17 protein-coding genes and 1 pseudogene (1 of these 18 only partly in view) are annotated in these 19,993 nt (G+C 37.3%); all 18 read right to left on the minus strand.

Translation table 11 applies throughout. From position 1 onward, the window contains the following. Positions 1 to 192 precede the first annotated feature (192 nt). The gene (locus V7164_RS00275; protein WP_335353171.1) at positions 193 to 4,512 is read right to left on the minus strand and encodes a PolC-type DNA polymerase III; all 4,320 of its coding nucleotides are present in this window, start codon (positions 4,510 to 4,512) and stop codon (positions 193 to 195) included. Positions 4,513 to 4,723: 211 nt separating this feature from the next. Then, positions 4,724 to 5,986, minus strand: coding sequence for an RIP metalloprotease RseP (gene rseP, locus V7164_RS00280; protein ID WP_335353172.1), 1,263 nt, complete (start codon positions 5,984 to 5,986; stop codon positions 4,724 to 4,726). 60 nt (positions 5,987 to 6,046) lie between these two features. After that, positions 6,047 to 7,192 (minus strand): 1-deoxy-D-xylulose-5-phosphate reductoisomerase, encoded by a 1,146-nt coding sequence (locus tag V7164_RS00285; protein ID WP_335353173.1) that lies wholly within the window; start codon positions 7,190 to 7,192, stop codon positions 6,047 to 6,049. A gap of 31 nt (positions 7,193 to 7,223) precedes the next feature. Further along, positions 7,224 to 8,012, minus strand: a complete 789-nt coding sequence (locus V7164_RS00290; RefSeq protein WP_335346558.1) for a phosphatidate cytidylyltransferase — start codon at positions 8,010 to 8,012, stop codon at positions 7,224 to 7,226. A 19-nt stretch (positions 8,013 to 8,031) separates the two neighbouring features. Further along, the gene (locus tag V7164_RS00295) at positions 8,032 to 8,808 is read right to left on the minus strand and encodes an isoprenyl transferase (RefSeq protein WP_335346557.1); all 777 of its coding nucleotides are present in this window, start codon (positions 8,806 to 8,808) and stop codon (positions 8,032 to 8,034) included. Positions 8,809 to 9,062: 254 nt separating this feature from the next. Beyond that, positions 9,063 to 9,620, minus strand: a complete 558-nt coding sequence (frr, locus tag V7164_RS00300; protein ID WP_335346556.1) for a ribosome recycling factor — start codon at positions 9,618 to 9,620, stop codon at positions 9,063 to 9,065. Beyond that, positions 9,620 to 10,345 (minus strand): UMP kinase, encoded by a 726-nt coding sequence (gene pyrH, locus V7164_RS00305; protein ID WP_335346555.1) that lies wholly within the window; start codon positions 10,343 to 10,345, stop codon positions 9,620 to 9,622. The genes frr and pyrH overlap by 1 nt, the downstream gene beginning before the upstream one ends. Positions 10,346 to 10,452: 107 nt before the next feature. Beyond that, a complete protein-coding gene (tsf, locus tag V7164_RS00310; protein WP_335353174.1) occupies positions 10,453 to 11,334 on the minus strand; it encodes a translation elongation factor Ts in 882 nt (293 codons plus the stop codon). Positions 11,335 to 11,522: 188 nt separating this feature from the next. Continuing rightward, complete coding sequence (gene rpsB, locus V7164_RS00315) at positions 11,523 to 12,224, minus strand: 30S ribosomal protein S2 (protein WP_335353175.1); 702 nt, start codon at positions 12,222 to 12,224, stop codon at positions 11,523 to 11,525. A gap of 153 nt (positions 12,225 to 12,377) precedes the next feature. Continuing rightward, positions 12,378 to 12,986 (minus strand): hypothetical protein, encoded by a 609-nt coding sequence (locus tag V7164_RS00320; protein WP_335353176.1) that lies wholly within the window; start codon positions 12,984 to 12,986, stop codon positions 12,378 to 12,380. 9 nt (positions 12,987 to 12,995) lie between these two features. Next, a complete protein-coding gene (locus V7164_RS00325; protein WP_335353177.1) occupies positions 12,996 to 13,307 on the minus strand; it encodes a hypothetical protein in 312 nt (103 codons plus the stop codon). Between the two features lie 37 nt (positions 13,308 to 13,344). Next, positions 13,345 to 14,694, minus strand: a complete 1,350-nt coding sequence (locus tag V7164_RS00330; RefSeq protein ID WP_335353178.1) for a DUF342 domain-containing protein — start codon at positions 14,692 to 14,694, stop codon at positions 13,345 to 13,347. Positions 14,695 to 14,723: 29 nt separating this feature from the next. Next, positions 14,724 to 15,485 carry a FliA/WhiG family RNA polymerase sigma factor gene (locus tag V7164_RS00335; RefSeq protein ID WP_335346240.1) on the minus strand — a complete coding sequence of 254 codons (762 nt, stop codon included), beginning with the start codon at positions 15,483 to 15,485 and terminating at the stop codon, positions 14,724 to 14,726. Between the two features lie 119 nt (positions 15,486 to 15,604). Continuing rightward, a complete protein-coding gene (locus tag V7164_RS00340) occupies positions 15,605 to 16,102 on the minus strand; it encodes a chemotaxis protein CheD (RefSeq protein ID WP_335346241.1) in 498 nt (165 codons plus the stop codon). Positions 16,103 to 16,106: 4 nt separating this feature from the next. Continuing rightward, a complete protein-coding gene (locus V7164_RS00345) occupies positions 16,107 to 16,733 on the minus strand; it encodes a chemotaxis protein CheC (protein ID WP_335346242.1) in 627 nt (208 codons plus the stop codon). Positions 16,734 to 16,737: 4 nt separating this feature from the next. Continuing rightward, positions 16,738 to 17,208: a chemotaxis protein CheW gene (locus V7164_RS00350; protein ID WP_335346243.1), complete on the minus strand. Its 471-nt coding sequence runs from the start codon at positions 17,206 to 17,208 to the stop codon at positions 16,738 to 16,740. A 53-nt stretch (positions 17,209 to 17,261) separates the two neighbouring features. Then, a complete protein-coding gene (locus tag V7164_RS00355) occupies positions 17,262 to 19,319 on the minus strand; it encodes a chemotaxis protein CheA (protein WP_335353179.1) in 2,058 nt (685 codons plus the stop codon). Positions 19,320 to 19,338: 19 nt separating this feature from the next. Then, positions 19,339 to 19,993 (minus strand): annotated as a pseudogene (locus tag V7164_RS00360) (protein-glutamate methylesterase/protein-glutamine glutaminase); it runs 438 nt beyond the window's last position.

Consider the following 19,993-nt stretch of genomic DNA (forward strand, 5'->3'; position numbering starts at 1 on the left):
AATGGATAAATGTGTTAACTAAAAATAACGTATACAACACGAAAGAGTGGGTTGCCCCACTCTTCTTTAACGAGAGTTATTAATAGTATTTCCATAAAAACTATACCATAACCAAATTTTTAATGCAAATGGAATAGCTACCATGTCAAGGGATTGACCCCTTTTTAACATAAAATTTTAATAGGCTGAGCATTAAAATAGTGAAAGCTGATTTTGTTCTGGAAGTGATTCCAGACATCCATGGTTGTCCAAATACTCAATGATTGTTTTGGATAATTTCCCCCGCTGCTGAAGGTCTTCTTTAGACAGAAACTCCCCCACTTCCCTAGCTTTTACAATATTAAGGGCTGCATTTGTCCCCAATCCAGGTATCGAATTAAATGGAGGTATTAATGTGTTTCCATCGATAATAAATTCGTTAGCACTTGAGCGGTATAAATCAACCTTTTGGAAGCTAAAGCCACGTTCAGACATTTCAAGAGCCAACTCCATCACCGTTAATAGGTTCTTTTCCTTTGTGGAGGCATCAAGGCCTTTAGCATTTATTTCTTCAATTAAAGCACGGATGGATTGCGATCCTTTACCCATGGCATCCACATCAAAATCTTCAGCACGAACCGTAAAGTATGCTGCATAATACAAAAGAGGATGATGAACTTTAAAATAAGCAATCCTTACGGCCATTAAAACATAAGCAGAAGCATGGGCTTTAGGGAACATATATTTTATCTTTTTACAAGAGTCAATATACCATTCAGGTACTTGATTCTTCCTCATTTCCTCTTCCATTTCATCTGTTAACCCTTTACCTTTACGAACGGACTCCATGATTTTAAAGGCAAATGCTGGTTCGAGTCCTTGATAAATTAAATACACCATAATATCATCACGACAGCCAATTACTTCACTTAGTGTACAAGTTTTATTATGAATGAGTTCCTGAGCGTTCCCTAGCCAAACATCGGTACCATGTGAAAGTCCAGATATCTGGACGAGCTCGGAAAAGGTTGTCGGTTTTGTATCTTCAAGCATTTGACGAACAAATCTTGTTCCAAACTCTGGAATGCCAAGTGTACCTGTTTTACACATAATTTGTTCTTCTGTTACACCAAGCGATTCTGTACCGCTAAAGATTTTCATTACTTCTGGGTCATCGGTAGGAATGGTTTTAGGGTCAATCCCGCTTAAATCTTGAAGCATACGAATAACTGTAGGATCATCGTGCCCAAGAATATCAAGTTTAAGCAAATTATCATGGATCGAATGGAAATCGAAATGAGTTGTCTTCCATTCAGAATTTTTATCATCAGCCGGAAATTGGATCGGTGAAAAATCATAAATATCCATATAATCAGGAACAACGATAATTCCTCCTGGATGCTGACCTGTTGTTCTTTTTACACCCGTGCATCCAGAGGCAAGGCGTTCAACCTCTGCACCTCTTAATTGGAGGTTATGATCCTGCTGATAGGCTTTTACATATCCGAATGCTGTCTTATCGGCAACTGTTCCAATCGTACCCGCCCGGTATACATAGTCTTCTCCGAACAGTACCTTCGTGTAGTTATGGGCACGCGGCTGATACTCACCTGAGAAGTTTAAGTCAATATCCGGAACCTTGTCTCCTTTGAAACCAAGGAAGGTTTCAAACGGGATATCTTGTCCATCCTTTATATAGGAAGCACCGCAGTTTGGACAATCCTTATCTGGCAGGTCATAGCCTGAACCTACTGAACCATCATTAAAGAATTCAGATTGCTTGCACTCTGGACAGACATAATGTGGAGGAAGCGGATTAACTTCTGTTATCTCTGTCATCGTTGCAACAAAGGATGAACCAACAGATCCACGTGAACCAACTAAATAACCATCATCTAATGATTTTTTTACTAATTTATGAGAGATCAAATAAATAACAGCGAATCCATGCCCAATTATACTTTTTAATTCTTTTTCAAGACGAGCTTCTACTATTTCAGGCAAATTATCTCCATAGATTCTTCTTGCCATTTCATAGCTCATATTCCGCATTTCATCATCTGCGCCTTCAATTTTAGGCGTATACAGATCATCCTTAATTGGTTTAATAACATCTATCATATCGGCCATTTTATTTGTATTATCTACGACAATTTCCTTTGCCTTTTCACGCCCTAGAAAAGAAAAGGCATCAAGCATTTCATTCGTTGTTCTAAAATGTACATCTGGAAGCTTATGACGATTTAATGGATTTGCTCCCCCTTGAGAGCTGATCAGGATCTTACGGTAAATTTTATCAATAGGATTTAAATAATGGACATTTCCTGTTCCGACAACAGGAAGACCTAGTTTATCACCTAATTGAACAATATTCCCAATGATCTCTTCTAGAGCCTTTTCATTCCTTATTAGCTCTAGTTCAATTAAATGTGCATAAACGGCTTTCGGATGAACTTCAATATAATCGTAGAATGCCGCAATATCTTCAACTTCTTCAGGAGACTTCTGCATCATTCCTTGGAAAACTTCACCTTTATCACATCCGGAGCCAACAAGAAGCCCTTCCCGGTATTTCTGCAACACTGATCTTGGAATCCGAGGAACACGATAGAAATAGTTCATATGAGAAATAGAAACCAGCTTAAATAGATTCTTTAAACCAGCTTCAGTTTGTGCCATCACTGTACAATGATAAGGTCTGGCACGCTGGTAAGCATTTCCCTCACCCATATGATCATTGAACTGATCATGAAATTCAATTTCTTTTTCTGCAGCATCCTTTAACATCTTTAATAATAGATAACCAGTTGCTTCAGCATCATAAATCGCTCTATGATGCTGTGTTAACTCAACATCAAATTTCTTCGCCAGCGTATTTAAGCGATGATTTTTCATTTCTGGATATAAGAAACGGGCCAATTCAAGTGTGTCAATAACTGGGTTTGCTGCTTTGCCTAAACCAATTTTCTTATAACCTACATTTAAGAACCCCATGTCAAAAGATGCATTATGAGCTACTAAAATCGCATCGCCCGACCACTCGTAAAATCTTTGAAGCACTTCATCAACTTCAGGTGCATTTTCAACAAGGTCATCCGTGATTCCAGTTAAATTAATGGTCGTAGCAGAAAGTGGGTGATGCGGATTCGCAAAGGACTCAAAGCGATCGATAATTTCCCCGTTATGAATCTTAACTGCTGCAAGCTCAATAATCGTATCATAAACAGCAGATAAACCAGTCGTTTCAACGTCAAATACTACATACGTATCTTCAGTCAGCCTTCTTTTTGCACTGTTATAAGCAATAGGAACCCCATCGTCCACTAAGTTAACTTCTACACCATATAATATTTTTATATCATTTTTCTTACCTGCACCAAAAGCCTCGGGGAAAGACTGTACGACTGCATGATCCGTTACAGCTATTGCCTTATGGCCCCATTTCTTCGCCTGGCTAATAAGGGTGCTGACAGATGTTACAGCATCCATTTGACTCATCGGGGTATGAAGATGCAATTCTACTCGTTTTTCATTTTCGGGTGCTGTATCCTGTCTTTGGATCGGTTTAATTTCGTTAATATCATTTCCAATCATAACAAGATCACGAACAAAGGTATCAGTTTGAATACTGCCTCTCACTTTTAGCCACATACCCTTTTGAACATGCTGATACAACGCAGCATCTTCCTTGTCCCGTGAAAACATTTTGACTATTATGGAGCTTGTGTAATCCGTAATTTTAAAGGTTAATAGTGTTCTGCCGCTACGGAGTTCCCTTGTTTCTGCAGAAAACACATACCCCTCTATGGCAACACGGCGTTCTTCATCGACAATATCAATAAGCTTTCTGAAATCGGCATCATCTTTAATCGTTAATCCAATTGTCAGTGGGCCTTGAACTGTGGAAGCATTATTAGCTCCCTCTTCAGCTTCTTTCTTCTGCATTTCTAACATTGCCTGAATGCCGCGTTCTTGGTCCTCTCTCTGTTTAGCCTCTATAAATTTCTTATATTCTTCATTTGCGGCTTCGGAGGAAATTTCAGTTTCGATCGTTAATTTCGGAAAGCCAAGTGTTTCATAAACACCCGATATTATCTCAGAGTATTTCCTTTTAATAGATAATCCTTCCGTATCGTTTCTTACACTTATTATTAACTTGTTCCCATGCACAGAAGGAATCTGTTCATTTAATAACTTAATTAATGGAGGAGCCATGCCTTCCATTTCCTCCATACAATATTTCCAGTACCCCTGCACCAATTGTTCATCAATATGATTATTCTTAACTTCAATGGTAAATGATGTATTTGCAATATGAGAAAATACCTTTGCCAACTTAGTGGAAAAAAGGCTAAAGATATTAAATGGTAAAATTTGCTCAAATTCAAAATAAAAATGCCACTTCTTTTCTCTCTTCCCAATTACCACTTTTTTTATTTGAGCATGCTGAAAATGCTGCACTATTGAATCCTCGGTTAATTGCAGCTGCTGGAGCAAGAGTTGGAATCTCTCTTTATTGCCTAGGGCTTCCATTGATCTCTCTCCCATCTATTAATTTTCAATTTCACATATACAGACGATGTCTATTATAACATGAACCTTCTATCATGTGACTGCCTTTTAAACGATCTTTATTTACCTTCAACCTTATAAAAAAAAGGGTCAATTCTATTGGGTGAAAAAAGCGGTGGATTATCGTCCTCTTTTTCACTCAAAAAGAATATGACCCTAAAATGGCTATATTTTATAAGAAAAATCTTTGAATGTCGTTCCAAGTAACAACTAGCATTAATAGCATTAATAATGCAAACCCGATAAAATGAACCATTCCTTCTTTATGACGGTCAATTGGTTTTCCTCTTACTGCTTCAACCGCGAAGAACATCAATCTTCCGCCATCTAATGCAGGGATTGGAAGTAAATTCATGATTCCTAGGTTAATGCTCAGTATACCAGCCCATTTCATTAAATAAAATATCCCCGATTTAGCTACTGTGTCGGTAGAGACATATATGCCAACTGGACCTGATAATGCATCAATAGAAAATTGTCCAGTAATTAATTTGCCTAGCATGACAAAGATTTCTTTTGTCCAATTATACGTTTCTATAGCCCCATTCGTTATGGCTTTAACAGGCGATTTTCCCATTGGGCTATAAACGCCGATAATACCGATTTTTTCTCCTTCTACTTCTTGAACCTTCGGAGTAACAGGCAAGTTGATTTCTTGTCCGTTTCGATCAAGTGAGAATTGCAGCTCTTTGTTCGGATTTTTGCGGATAATCTCAACAACATCTGACCAGCTTGATATTTCTGCTCCGTTAATACTATGAATGATATCCCCTTCTTTTAATCCAGCCGATACCGCAGCTCCATCAGGAGTTAATTTCCCTAGCTCAGGCTCGTTTGTAGGAATTCCCTGCAGGAGACCGATAAGTACAAATACGACAAAGGCAAGAATAAAGTTCATCATCGGTCCGGCAAAAATAGCCATAGTTCTTTGGCCTAGCGTCTTTGAAGCAAATTGTCTATCGTAAGGAGCAATAAGAGTTTCTACCCCATCCTCTACTAATACTGCACTTGGGCTTATAGTAAATGATTGTAGCTTTTCTTCCTCTTCCCCTTCAACATATCCTTTAATGACTAGAGAATGCTCTATATCTGCATGCTCTACCTCAATGACCCTAGCATTTGGGTACTTTTCCTTTTGATTCAAAATAATTTTATTAACTTGTTCTGATTCATTAAATAATAAACCAATCCTGAATCCTGGCTTTATTTCGATCATCTCGGGATCTTCTCCAGCCATGCGGACAAAGCCCCCAATAGGTAATAGCCTGATCGTATAGGTTGTTTCTCCTTTTTTATGAGAGAAAACCTTTGGTCCAAAGCCAATAGCGAATTCACGGCAAAGGATTCCTGCTCTTTTCGCAAATACAAAATGCCCTAATTCATGAAAAAATACTAGTGCCCCAAAAATGATAATAAAGGCTATAACTGTACTCAAAATATAACCACCTTTTTTAAAAAGATAACATAGTATTATCTTTTTGAGTTAAAAAGCTATTTAGCTTAAAAGTGAGTCTACATATTTTCTCGTTTCCAAATCAACTTCCTGAATATCAGTAAGACTTGGATTTACGATGTTTTTGTGAATACTCAAAGCCTTTTCAATTAAATCTTCTATTTGCAGGAAGGTTGCTTTTCCTTCTAAAAAGGCTGCAACTGCCACTTCGTTTGCAGCGTTTAAGACAGCAGGCATCGTTCCGCCCGCCTTACCAGCTTCATACGCATATCTTAAGCAACGGAAGCGATCCATGTCCATTTTCTGAAAATGGAGCTTTCCTATTTCCGCTAAGTTCAGCCGTTTTGCTGATGGAAGAGGCAGCCTGTCTGGATAAGTCAGTGCATACTGAATGGGAACTCTCATATCTGGTGTTCCTAATTGTGCAATAATGCTGCTGTCATGAAATTCAATCATAGAGTGAATGATGCTTTCTTTATGCAATAAAACGTCAATATCATTATAGTTGATTGAAAAAAGCCAATGTGCCTCAATGACCTCTAGCCCTTTATTCATCATCGTTGCAGAATCGATTGTAATTTTTGCACCCATGGACCAATTAGGATGGTTGAGAGCTTCATGAACTGTCACATTTTCTAGCTCTTGTCTCGTAAGGTCCCTAAAAGATCCGCCAGAGGCAGTTAAAATCAGCTTATCAATATTTTTCTGCTTTTCACCTTGTAAAGCCTGGAATATAGCAGAATGCTCACTATCTACTGGCAATAATGAGACTTGATTCTTTTTCACTTCTTCCATGACAAGGTGTCCAGCAGTTACTAACGTTTCCTTATTCGCAATGGCAATCGTCTTTTTTTCTCTAATAGCTTGCAAAGTTGGAGTTAACCCAATACTGCCAGTGACTGCATTAACAAGGATTTCTGCTTTATGATAAACGGCTACTTCTGATAACCCGTCATTGCCATATGTAAAAGTGATATTTGGAAATTCCGCTTCTAGTATTTGAGCTGATGATCTATCTGACACAGAAACAAGCTCTGGATGAAATTCATGAATGATTTTCCTAGTCAAGTCAAGATTTCTGCCAACCGCCATGGCAACTAGATTAAATTCATCAGGATGCTCCTTGATTATATCTAACGTTTGGGTGCCAATTGAACCTGTAGCTCCCATTAAACTAATATTCTTCAACAAATTCAACTCCTGTTGCATAAAGAACTAACTACATTAAATAGATAAAATGCAATAATGGCCAAACGAATAATAAGCTATCAAAACGATCTAATATTCCGCCATGCCCCGGCATGATATTACCGGAATCCTTTACATCATAATGGCGCTTCAAAGCGGATTCAACTAAATCACCAATTTGTCCAAAAATAGACAGGACTATCGTAATGATGGATAGCTGCAGAAAAGAGGCATTAATATCTGAGAAAAAAATAAAGAGCGCTGCCACTATTAGTGCACAAACGACACCACCAATTGAACCTTCAATTGTCTTATTGGGGCTAATTTCAGGCCATAGCTTGTTTTTCCCAATAGCACGGCCAATAAAATAGGCTCCAGAGTCGGTTGCCCATATGATAAATAAGGAATAGAAAATATATACTAGTCCAGATTCACGTGTTTCAATAAAGAAATAGAAACCAATTCCAATATAAAGTACAGCAAGAATTGAAAAAGCAACATCGTCAAAATTAAATTGATTTTTTGTTGTTACTGTATACGTTAAAAAAAGTAAAACCGCGAGGAGGACAAATTCAATTTTCGAATAGCTTAGTGGTTCATATGCATTCTGGAACTGTTTAGGTAATAGCATTACCCATAATAGTAATAAAGAAAGTAGCCCTGGTATAGAAAAGAGCTTAATTTTGCGCATTTTTAATACTTCATATAGTGCAATGGATGCCAATAAATAGGCTAGAATAATGAATGGAAATCCACCAAAAATCGTTAACGGCAAAAAAATTGCACCAAATATAATCGCTGAAATGATTCGTTGCTTCATCTATGTCGTCACACCTTTATTAAACTCCGCCAAACCGCCTCTGACGGTTCTGAAATACCTCAATCGCTTCAAGAAGATGCTCTTCACCAAAATCCGGCCATAGAACATCAGTAAACCAAAACTCAGTGTATGCAAGCTGCCAAAGCATAAAATTGCTTAAGCGGATTTCCCCACTTGTTCGGATTAATAAATCAGGGTCATTCAAGTCTTTTGTCATTAAATAGTTTGAAAAAATTTCCTCATTTAATTCACTTTCATTTATTATACCACTATTGCAATCTTTTAAGACAAGTTTGATTCCCTCAATAATTTCTGCCCTGCTTCCATAATTAAGAGCAAAATTCAAAATGAGCCCAGTATTATCCTTCGTATCTTCCATTGCCTTCTCAATCGCATTTCTTGTATGTGTAGGCAGCATTTCTTTATAGCCCATCATTTGCACTCGTACATTTTCTTCTACTAGCTCAGGAAGAAATGTCCCTAAAAACTCTTCTGGGAGCTTCATTAAAAAATCAACTTCCATTTTAGGTCTCTTCCAATTTTCAGTTGAGAAAGCATACAGTGTTAATGTTTTTATCCCAAGCTCATTGGCTAATTTAGTTGTTTTTCGAACTACTTTCATTCCTTCATGATGTCCCGCTACACGAGGAAGCGCTCTTTTCTTTGCCCATCTGCCATTGCCATCCATTATAATCGCTACATGTGAAGGAATCTGAAGCTCTTGAATTTTCAAGATTCTCTCTCGGAGTCCTGTTGAGCTATTCTGATTTCTCCATTGTTTCATTTTATTTAACATAAAAATGCTCCTTTAGATAGGTTTTCTTACCTCCGAAAAGAAAACTTGCCGATCATTACATCTGGTAAGGACAAGATAGAGTTCATTTTCTTTATTGTTTTATCATACCAAAAATCATGAAAGTTATCTCTATAAAAGGGTATGTATAGATAACTAAATTAAGAATATGCTTAATATGTATTTATTTTTTTGTCACGGTAATTTGTACCTAAAAGATTGAAAAAACCCCCTAATGATAGAGGGTAGTTATGCCATTACACTTCAAGTACTTCTTTTTCTTTATCCTTTGTAATAGAATCGATCTTACTAATTTGCTCATCTGTTAGCTTTTGGATATCGTCAGAGTAACCACGTAAATCATCTTCTGTGATTTCCCCATTTTTCTCTAGCTTCTTTAATTCATCATTTCCATCACGACGAATATTACGAATAGCAATTTTTGCTTCTTCTGATTCCTTTTTCACCTGTTTAACCAACTCTTTTCGGCGCTCCTCTGTAAGCTGCGGAATAGATAGTCGAATAATATTTCCATCATTTGATGGGTTTAAACCGATATCTGATTTCAGGATGGCTTTTTCAATATCACCAAGAATTGATTTATCATAAGGCTGAATGACTAGAAGTCGTGCTTCAGGAACAGAAACGCCTGCTAATTGATTAATTGGCGTTGGCGCCCCGTAATAATCAACAGTAATCCTATCAAGTAAGGAAGCATTGGCTCTCCCTGCACGGATCGCTGCTAATTCACGAGTATATGCTTGAATTGCTTTTGTCATTTTTTCCTTTGCATTCGCAATTACTTGTTTTGCCATTATTTTTTCCCCCTCACAATTGTTCCGATTGTTTCACCCATAACGGCACGATTAATATTCCCTTGTTCCATAATGGAGAAAACAATTAATGGAATATCATTGTCCATGCATAAAGAAGATGCTGTTGAATCCATTACAGCCAACCCTTCTTTTAAGACGTCTAAATATGATAATTCTTCATATTTTTTGGCATTCGAATCAATACGCGGGTCAGCAGAGTATACACCGTCAACATTGTTTTTCGCCATTAAGATAACTTCCGCTTCTATTTCCGCTGCACGTAAAGCGGCAGTTGTATCTGTTGAGAAATAAGGGTTGCCTGTACCAGCTGCAAAAATAACAACTCGCTTTTTCTCTAGGTGGCGAATTGCTCTTCTGCGAATATATGGCTCCGCTACTTGTCTCATCTCAATTGAGGTTTGAACCCTTGTCTCAACTCCTAGCTGCTCAAGGCTATCCTGAAGTGCTAAAGAGTTCATAACAGTTGCAAGCATGCCCATATAGTCGGCATTTGCTCTGTCCATTCCCATTTCTTCCCCAATCTTCCCACGCCATATATTTCCACCGCCAACAACAACTGCAACCTCAACTCCTAATTGAGCTAAATCTCTTACTTGTGCTGCAACTGACTTAATGACGGCAGGGTTAATTCCAAAGCCTTGCTCTCCTGCTAAAGCTTCTCCACTCAATTTTAAAACGACGCGTTTGTATTTTGGGTTACTCATAAAGACCTCCATATGTAAAAAATCGAAATGCGTAAACGCACTTTGAAAAATAGGGAACACAGTGTGTTCCCTATTTAAGCATATCTTGATGTATTATAGTAAGTTTATTATTTTTTAACCTGGCTCATTACTTCTTCTGCGAAATTGTCTTCACGCTTTTCGATGCCTTCTCCAACTTCGTAGCGAACGAACTCACGGATTTTTCCGCCTTTTGATTCTACAAACTTACCAACTTTTTGGTCAGGGTTTTTAACAAATGCTTGGTCGTTTACACAAACATCTTCGAAATATTTGCTTATACGGCCTTCTACCATTTTTGCAACGATATTTTCAGGTTTTCCTTCATTTAAAGCTTGCTGTGTTAATACTTGGCGCTCACGCTCTACTTCTTCTGCTGAAACTTCGTCACGTGACACATATTTAGGGTTTAATGCTGCAATGTGCATAGATACATCTTTAGCAGCATCTTCATCTGTTGTACCTTCAACTACAGTTAATACACCAATGCGTCCACCCATATGCAAGTATGCGCCAAATGCATCACTGTCTGTTTTTGTATTAACAGCAAAACGGCGAAGTGTAAGCTTTTCACCAATTTTTGCGATAGCAGAATTAATATGAGTTTCAACTGTTGCACCATTATCCATAGTTTGTGCAAGAGCTTCTTCAACTGAAGCAGGCTTTTTCGCTAAAAGATGATCAGCTAATTCTTTAACAAGAACTTGGAAGCCTTCATTTTTTGCAACGAAGTCTGTTTCAGAGTTTACTTCAAGAATAACAGCATCATTTCCCTCAACCTTGATAGATGTAAGACCTTCTGCTGCAATACGGTCACCTTTTTTAGCTGCTTTTGCAATTCCTTTTTCACGAAGGAAATCAATTGCTTTTTCCATATCACCATCAGTTTCTTGAAGAGCCTTTTTACAATCCATCATACCTGCGCCTGTTTTTTCACGAAGTTCCTTAACCATTTGTGCAGTAATAGCCATTATGAAAATCCTCCTTAAATCTTTATGTATTAATATTTTTACCTATATTTTCACTTACAAACAATAACTCTTTAAAAAAAGGTGATAAAGGGTGCTCCCTTATCACCTTTATTATTGTTAGCCTTGATTCTTGGCCTAATCCCTCAAACATAAATAAGATTTGATTTCATAAACCAGGATCGCTTATATTAAGCAGTAGTAACTTCTTCGCCTTGTTTTGCTTCAAGGATCGCATCAGCCATCTTTGCAGTTAATAATTTAACAGCACGGATAGCATCATCGTTTGCAGGGATAACAACATCAATTTCATCTGGATCACAGTTTGTATCAACAATACCTACGATAGGGATATTTAATTTATGTGCTTCTGCAACAGCAATGCGCTCTTTGCGTGGGTCAATGATAAATAAAGCATCTGGAAGAGTCTTCATATCCTTGATTCCGCCTAAGAATTTTTCTAATCGCTCTTGCTCTTTTTTTAATTGAACTACTTCTTTCTTAGGAAGCACTTCAAAAGTTCCATCTTCAGACATTCTTTCAATATCTTTTAAACGTTGAATACGTTTTTGGATTGTTTCGAAGTTTGTTAAAGTACCACCTAACCAGCGTTGGTTAACATAGTACATACCAGAGCGGATTGCTTCTTCTTTAACAGAGTCTTGAGCTTGTTTTTTCGTACCAACGAATAGCATTGTACCGCCGTTTCCAGCAAGTTCTTTAACGAAATTGTAAGCTTCTTCTACCTTCTTAACAGTTTTTTGAAGGTCGATGATATAGATACCGTTACGCTCAGTGAAGATATATTTCTTCATCTTAGGGTTCCAACGGCGTGTTTGGTGACCGAAGTGTACACCAGCTTCAAGCAATTGTTTCATTGAAATGACTGACATTGTTTTTCCTCCTAATGGTTTGTTTTCCTCCGCTTATTTCATTTTCAATCGGGAACTGAAAGGGTTTCAGCACCGTCCGACTAAATCTATAAGCGTGTGTATTAACACCATTTGTTAATATAGCATAAAAATAATGAAGTATCAAGTTATTCCTTAATTGTTTTGATTAAATTTTAATAAAAGATTAATTTCAGTCTTACCTTTATTTAGCTTTTGAGCAATTTCTATCTCATTATATCCTTGATTTTTTAATAGAAGAATATCATTTAATAATGATTGTTCCTGTGAATTCTCTTTTTCATTTACTTCTGCAAGAATAGGGTCGATTTCTAGCGGCGGCAATTCTATCTCGTCACGTACCGTCCGGTTGGAACTATTATTTGGATGAATACTTGGAACGACAGCATTTTGTTTATAAGCCTTTGCAGCACTATAAGCATTGACTTTTCCCTTTCGGCTATGAAGGCTTATGTTCCTTTCAAGCCCGGGCTCATCTTGATCTTTATTAATCGTCTTACGACTTTCTGCATTATTGGATGATTGAGCATTCCGTTCAATATGACCAATTCGTTTAATAAAATCATCGTTTTCTTCCTTCATCTGAACTAAATAAGCAGAAATCACTTCTTCCATTTCTTGAATCATTTTCTCCTGTTTTTTCTCTACTTGTAAAAACCGGTTTTGACGCAGAAATAAAATGATAATTGAAAAAAGGGCAAGAACATTTAAAAACAAGCTAATTAATAATAAAAAAGTGGTCATATAATCCCTCTATCCACTGTAATCAATATTTTTTCCTTTATATGGGTGTTTCTCTTTTTCAACAGGCTTGCTGCTTTTCTTTTTTTGGTGATTTTCTTTATTTTCCCCATTATTGCCATTGCTCTCATCTTGCATTAGTTTGACATTCGCTTTTTGTTCATGTTTTATGACAGTTTCTCTTTGCTGTTTTTCTTCTTTATGGGTTCGCTCTGTGGCAAAATCATTGATGTTTTGGCCTCGCTGCTGCAATTGCTCTTGGATTTTCCCCGCTTCTATTGTCCTTGGTAAAGCAACTTGCATTTCAATCGACTTCAAACTCATAGTTCCACACCCATCTCTAATAAGTCATTTTTACTGTCTATAGAATAGGCTCAGACATGATTTCCCCGCCTTGAAGTAGAAAACGAGCCGATGATTGTTTGTGCTGCAATTGCATAGCATACTTCCCAAAACGCAAAGTAGTATTTGGATATACAGTCTCATAAATATAAATGGAAGAGTCTTGTCTTTCGTTTATTGCTTCCTCCAATTGCCTTAGCTCTTCATCTACTTTTGTGATCTGCTCAACAATATTTTGTTTTGTAGATCTTTGCTTGAGAATAACGACTTTTTGTTCCTGTGATAAATTCCCGGTTAGCTTTGCAAGCTTCTGCTCAATATTTGATAATTTCTCAAGATTACCATGTAGTTTCGCTCTTTCTAAATGTAACTCTTTCTCTCTTTCAGTTAAAGACGTATCTAAATAAGCTTGTAGTTCCGTTTTTGTAAACAAGTGGTTTCCAACTTCTTTTACATGTATTTCGTTATTAGCTGTAAGAATTCCGCCAATTACGAATGTATTTTTGCCTAAAATGGAGGAGCCTGCTCGAATTTTACTGTGTAAAATGGATGACTCTATGATAACATCGTGACCAGCATGCACATTTGCCTGATTTAAGTAAGTTGCCTGAACATTGCCTACGCTAGAGATCATCCCTTTATTTCCTCCCGTAACTCCTCCAGAAATAATGATATTTCCTTCAGCGTGAATATTTGCAGCCTCTACTAACCCAAATATTCTAACATCTCCGCCTGCTCTTATTTCGTATCCGCTAGGTACATTTCCTCTAATTACGACATTGCCAATAAAATCTACATTTCCTGTTTTTAAATCCAAATCACCATTGACTTCAAATACAGGATTCACGGTGATCATTTTGTCTGTAAGGCTTAATTGACCATCAGAAGTTGAATAAAATCTTGAATTATTTAATATTACATTTTTTCCTGGTCTTATTTTAAGGGGTTTTCCATTTTTAGCGGGTATCCTTTTTCCAAATACATCCATTCCTTCTGTACCTGGAGTGGGCGGGACAACTGAAGCAAGAGGCTGGCCACTTGAAACAGATGGGATTTGAAGAACTTTTCGGAAGTTGAATTTTTCTCTTACCTCTTTTTTGTCATGTTGAACTTCATTTAGAAGGTAGGCATCCACCCCATTTTTAGGCGGGATGCCTTCAGCAATAATGGATGGATAACTTAAGGATTGTGGGTTTTCACAAATCTGATTCATCACATCCTCAATGATTCCGAATGATATCTTTTCTTTAGAAAGAAATTGTTCAATATCACTCTTTTTAATGGAAAAGTCATTTTCTACATTCGAAACTAAATCAATTTTTGCTGTTAAACGATCCTTCGTTATAATTATTCGATAATGCTCTTCCATTTAAGCTTCCTCCTTCATAAGTGGCAATCCTAAATAACTTTTATTAATGCATTTCTTAGTTTAAAAATTGCCTTAGAATGAATCTGTGAAATTCTTGAAGTCGATAGACCCATCACTTGACCAATTTCTGTTAAAGTCAATTCTTCTTTATAAAACAAACTAATCACAAGCTGTTCTTTTTCATTGAGTAAAGAAATCATTTCAATCAGCTCACGAATCATTTCATCTTTCACTATTTTCACTTCAGGAATTTCCGCACGATCATCTTTAATAATATAAGAGTTGCCCTCTTTATCATCTTGATCATTTAACTTTTCATCCATTGAAAGAATGTTTGCAAAAAAATGTTCATTTATTACAGATTGCACTTCTTCTTCACTCATATTTAGTTCAGAGGAGATTTCCTCAATACTAGCATTTCTCATCAGACGCTGCTCGAGTTTTTCAATTGCAGCTTCAATTTTTTTTGCCTTTTCCCTCGTATTCCGCGGGAGCCAATCCTCTTTTCTTAAACCGTCTAAAATAGCACCTCTAATTCGGAAGGATGCATATGTATCAAACTTTAGATCCCGATTTGGGTCGAATTTTTCCAAGGCATCATATAATCCCATCATCCCCAAACTTCGTAAATCATCTCGTGAAACATTTCTAGGAAGATTTACGGAAATCCGCTGGACATGATAACTCACTAGCGGCATATATTTTTTTACAAGGTAATCCCCTGCTTGATTATCACGTGAGCTGACCCAATTATGCCAATATCGTTGGTCCTCTGTCGTTTGATGCGCCATGGTCATCCTCCTCAAACGTTCCTATTCCTTGAATGATCATAAATACTCTAGTCAAAAACAATCCATTACCGAATATAGTAAAAAAGGAAAAACAGCCATCTCGCTTTGAAAGAAGCTGACTAAATTTCCTGTACACCCTTATTTACTGTCCGAATATGCAAAATGCATGTCTGCGGATTGAATTCTATCGTTCTTCCGCTATTTCCGCCGACATCTTCAGAAACAATAGAAATTTTAAGTGATGATAGCTCTGCCTTTACAGCTTCTACATTTCTAGGACCAATCCGCATAACATCACTGCCTGAAGAAAAATGAAACATTTGAGCCCCGCCTGCAATTTTTGCCTTTAAAGAATACGCTCTTGCACCATTTTGAATAAGTTTCGACACTAATTCTTTCACAGCTGTATCTGCATATTTGGCAATATTAATATTGCCAGCCTTTGCAAGGGTCGAATCAGGAAGCATAATATGTGAAAGTCCTGCAATTTCCCGCTGCTGATCATATACCACCACTCCAACACAAGAACCTAATCCAGAGGTGCGTATCGTATTAGGGGTTTTAACAATATTCAAATCTGCAATTCCCACTTTAATAACTTCTTTACATTCAATCATTTTGTTAAACTCCCAAAGATTTAAAAATTGTATCGAAGGATTCTGGATCCGGCAGTAAGAAAAAATGACCCTTTACTGTTTCTTTATCTGCCCCATCATCATTAAGTGCTGTATCAATAACAATGGCGAAATCGCTGACTTGTGATAATTCGATCAGTCCATAGCTTATTATTGCACCAGCCATATCGATGCTTAATGCTGGTACAGAAGGATATAATGATAAATTCGTGAAATCAGAAAGAGAGGATAAATACGATCCGGATAAGATGTTTCCAAGCTCCTGATAAGCAGATAATCCCAATTCATTATAAGGCTGAGAATCAAAGCTAAAGCTTTCATCCCCGATCATTTCCCGAATAAATCTAGAAGCCTGTTCAACCGGCAAGACAAAAAACATGCTGCCAGGGGCATCACCTTCAATTCTGAGGAACACCCCTGCAACAACATTATCTGCTCCGCCCATCATATTCATCATTTCATCAAATGAAACGATTCTGACGTCTGGCACTTTCATGTCGATTTTTTTATTTAATAACTTAGATAGCGCAGTAGCAGCATGTCCAGCCCCAATATTTCCAATTTCTTTCAATATATCGAGGTGCATTGATGAAATTTTTTCAAGAAAATTCATTTGTTCATCCTTCATTTCCTAGTAAACTTAAACGTTCTTCTGTATTTAAGATCTTTTCAAGGTCAATTAGTATTAATAAACGATTTCCGATCTTAGCAACACCATTAATATAATCAGCCTCAAGCACACCTACAACTTCGGGTGGCGGTTCAATAGAGTGAACTGGAATGTCGATAACATCATTAGCTAAATCAACGATGAAACCGACCTCTAAATCATTAAGACCTGCAATGATGACTCGGGTACTGTCTGAATAGCCTACTTCATCAAGCCCAAATCTGCTGCGAAGATCAATGATTGGCGTTATGACTCCGCGAAGGTTAATGACCCCTTTAATAAACTTTTCTGTTCCTGGCACTCTCGTAATATGCTCAATTTTCTCAATGGACCGAACTTGATTTACTGGGATTGCATACTCCTTATTCATAAGCTGAAAAACGATTAATTTAATATCAGAAGCTATTGTCTCAGCCATCCTGACCCACTCCTTACTAGACAATCGAAAATTTATGGTACGAAGAAAACGGTTTACTTAATTAACGAGTTGCAATCTACAATTAATGCTACCTGACCATCACCAAGGATAGTAGCCCCAGAGATAGCAAATACATTTGTTAAATAGTTACCGAGAGACTTTAAAACAACTTCCTGCTGGCCAATAAAAGAATCAACAACAAGTCCAGCCATCTTGTCCCCTTTTCTAACAATGACAACAGAGTAAAATTCATCCTCTTCTTCAAAAACCGGTACCTCAAAGATTTCTTTTAGGAAAAGAAGCGGCACAACCTTGCCTCTAAAATCGATGACTCTTTGATTATGGGCATTTAGAATATCAGATTTTTTCACAATGGCTGTTTCAATAATTGAAGATAAAGGGATAGCAAATTTTTCTTTTTGTATTTCAGTAAGCATGACCGAAATAATCGATAAAGTAAGCGGCAATTGGATCGAGAAGATCGAGCCTTTGCCTAGGGCTGAATCGATTGATATGGTACCGCCTAATGATTCAATTGTGCTTTTTACAACGTCTAGACCTACTCCTCGGCCTGAAACGTCAGAAATCTTCTCGGCAGTTGAGAAGCCAGAAGCAAGTATAAGCTCAAACACTTGCTTGTCAGTCATCGTTACAGCTGCCTGCCCGGTGACGATTCCATTTTTAATCGCTTTTGCAAGCACCTTATCCCGATTAATTCCAGCACCATCATCTTCTATTTCAATAAAGACATGATTTCCACTATGGTAAGCTTTAAGAATAACTGTGCCTTCTTCGTTCTTTCCGTTAGCTTTTCTAATTTCAGGTGTTTCAACCCCATGGTCAAGGGCGTTTCTAATTAAATGGACGAGCGGATCGCCAATTTCATCAATAACTGTTCTGTCTAATTCCGTTTCAGCCCCGATTATCTCAAGATTGATCTTCTTGTCCAAGTCACGGGCTAATTGACGAACCATCCGCGGGAATCGATTAAATACTGTTTCCACAGGAACCATGCGCATGTTTAAAATAATATTTTGTAAATCACCTGAAATTCTAGTCATATGCTCAACTGTTTCATGCAGCTCCTGATTATTTAAATCACGGGAAATTTGTTCAAGACGCCCCCGGTCAATGACTAATTCTTCAAATAAATTCATTAAAATATCAAGTCTTTCAATATTTACCCGGATTGTTTTACTACTAGAGTTTTTAGCTGATGAAGAAGATGCTCCGGCCTTCTTTTCTTCCTGCTGCCTTGCAACACTATTTTCTGCCGTTTCCTTTTCTTCGAAAATTGGCCCGTTGCTCTTAATCAATTCAGGTGCATCTAACTCAGATTGACGAATGGCTTCCAATGATAAAATATGAACATCAACTCTTTCTACCTCAGAAACCTTCATCACTTTCTTATGAATATCTTCTTTAACTTCTTTAGATACAATTGTGACTGTAAATTCTTGATCAAATTGTTCTTCCTCTAATTGCTCAACCGATGGATTTGCCTTAATCACTTCACCGATTTTTTCAAGAATTTCAAAAACCATAAACACTCTTGCTGCTTTCAGTAAACAATCTTCTCTCAATGAAACCGTTACTTCAAAAGTTTCAAAGCCCTGTTCCTTTGATTGCTGCATAACAGTCAGTTCAAACTCATCATAAACACTTTTAACTGTTGGTTTATGCTCTGCAACAGCAGCTGCCACCTCGGATTTTGCTATTTGGGTTACGCTTTCTCCCTTTTCTATCATTAATAATTTTTCTACTACTTCTGCTACGTCTCTTTTTCCGTCTCCGCCTTCTGCAATTGATTGGACCATTGCTTCAAGGTCATCAACAGCAAGGAAAATGACATCAAGTATCTCAGGATTAAATGTAAGCTTATGATTTCGAATGGCGTCGAGAACATTTTCCATTTGATGGGTTAATTTTGCCAAGTCTTCATATCCCATCGTTGCTGACATTCCCTTTAACGTATGTGCCGAGCGGAAAATTTCATTAACAATCGAAATATTCTCTGGGTTCTTTTCAAGCTCTAGCAGCTGTTCATTACAAGCCTGCAAATGCTCTTTACTTTCCTCAATAAAGACTTCTAAATATTGGTTCATATCCATGAGCCCTCAGCCCTCCGCATTAAACATATTTCAAAATTGAATCTGCAATTTTATCCACATCTTGAATTTCATCTATTAATCTTGTAGCAATAGCAGCTTTTGGCATTCCAAAAACGATTGATGTTTCTTGTGATTCAGCGATGGCAGTTACTTTACCGGAATTTTTAAGAGTAATAAGTCCATGTGATCCATCTGACCCCATTCCAGTCATGATGACAGCTACCTTCTTGTAATCCTTAATTTCGCTTACTGATTCAAAGAGGACATCCACTGCAGGTCTGTGGCCATTTCTTAAATCTGATTTTTCCAAGCATGTAAGCAAATTATTGCCCGATTGCTTTACTTTTAGATGAAAACCGCCCGGAGCTATATAGGCAGTTCCCTTTTGAACAATTTCACCATCGATTGCTTCTTTTACAGATATTCCACAAAGTGAATCCAATCTGTTTGCTAATGATTTCGTAAATCCAGCGGGCATGTGCTGAACGATGAGGATGCCAGCATCAATAGTAGACGGAATTCTGGTTAAGACCTTTTGCAGAGCTCTCGGGCCACCTGTAGATGTTCCAATACAAATTATTTTTTTTGTATAGGGATTCCTAATATTATTACTAGTTTCACTTAGTTCTATTTTACTATATCTTTCTTCATGTTTTATAGATAAATTTCTATTA

Source organism: Bacillus sp. JJ1474 (assembly GCF_036965225.1).
Taxonomy (GTDB): Bacteria; Bacillota; Bacilli; order Bacillales; family Cytobacillaceae; genus Cytobacillus.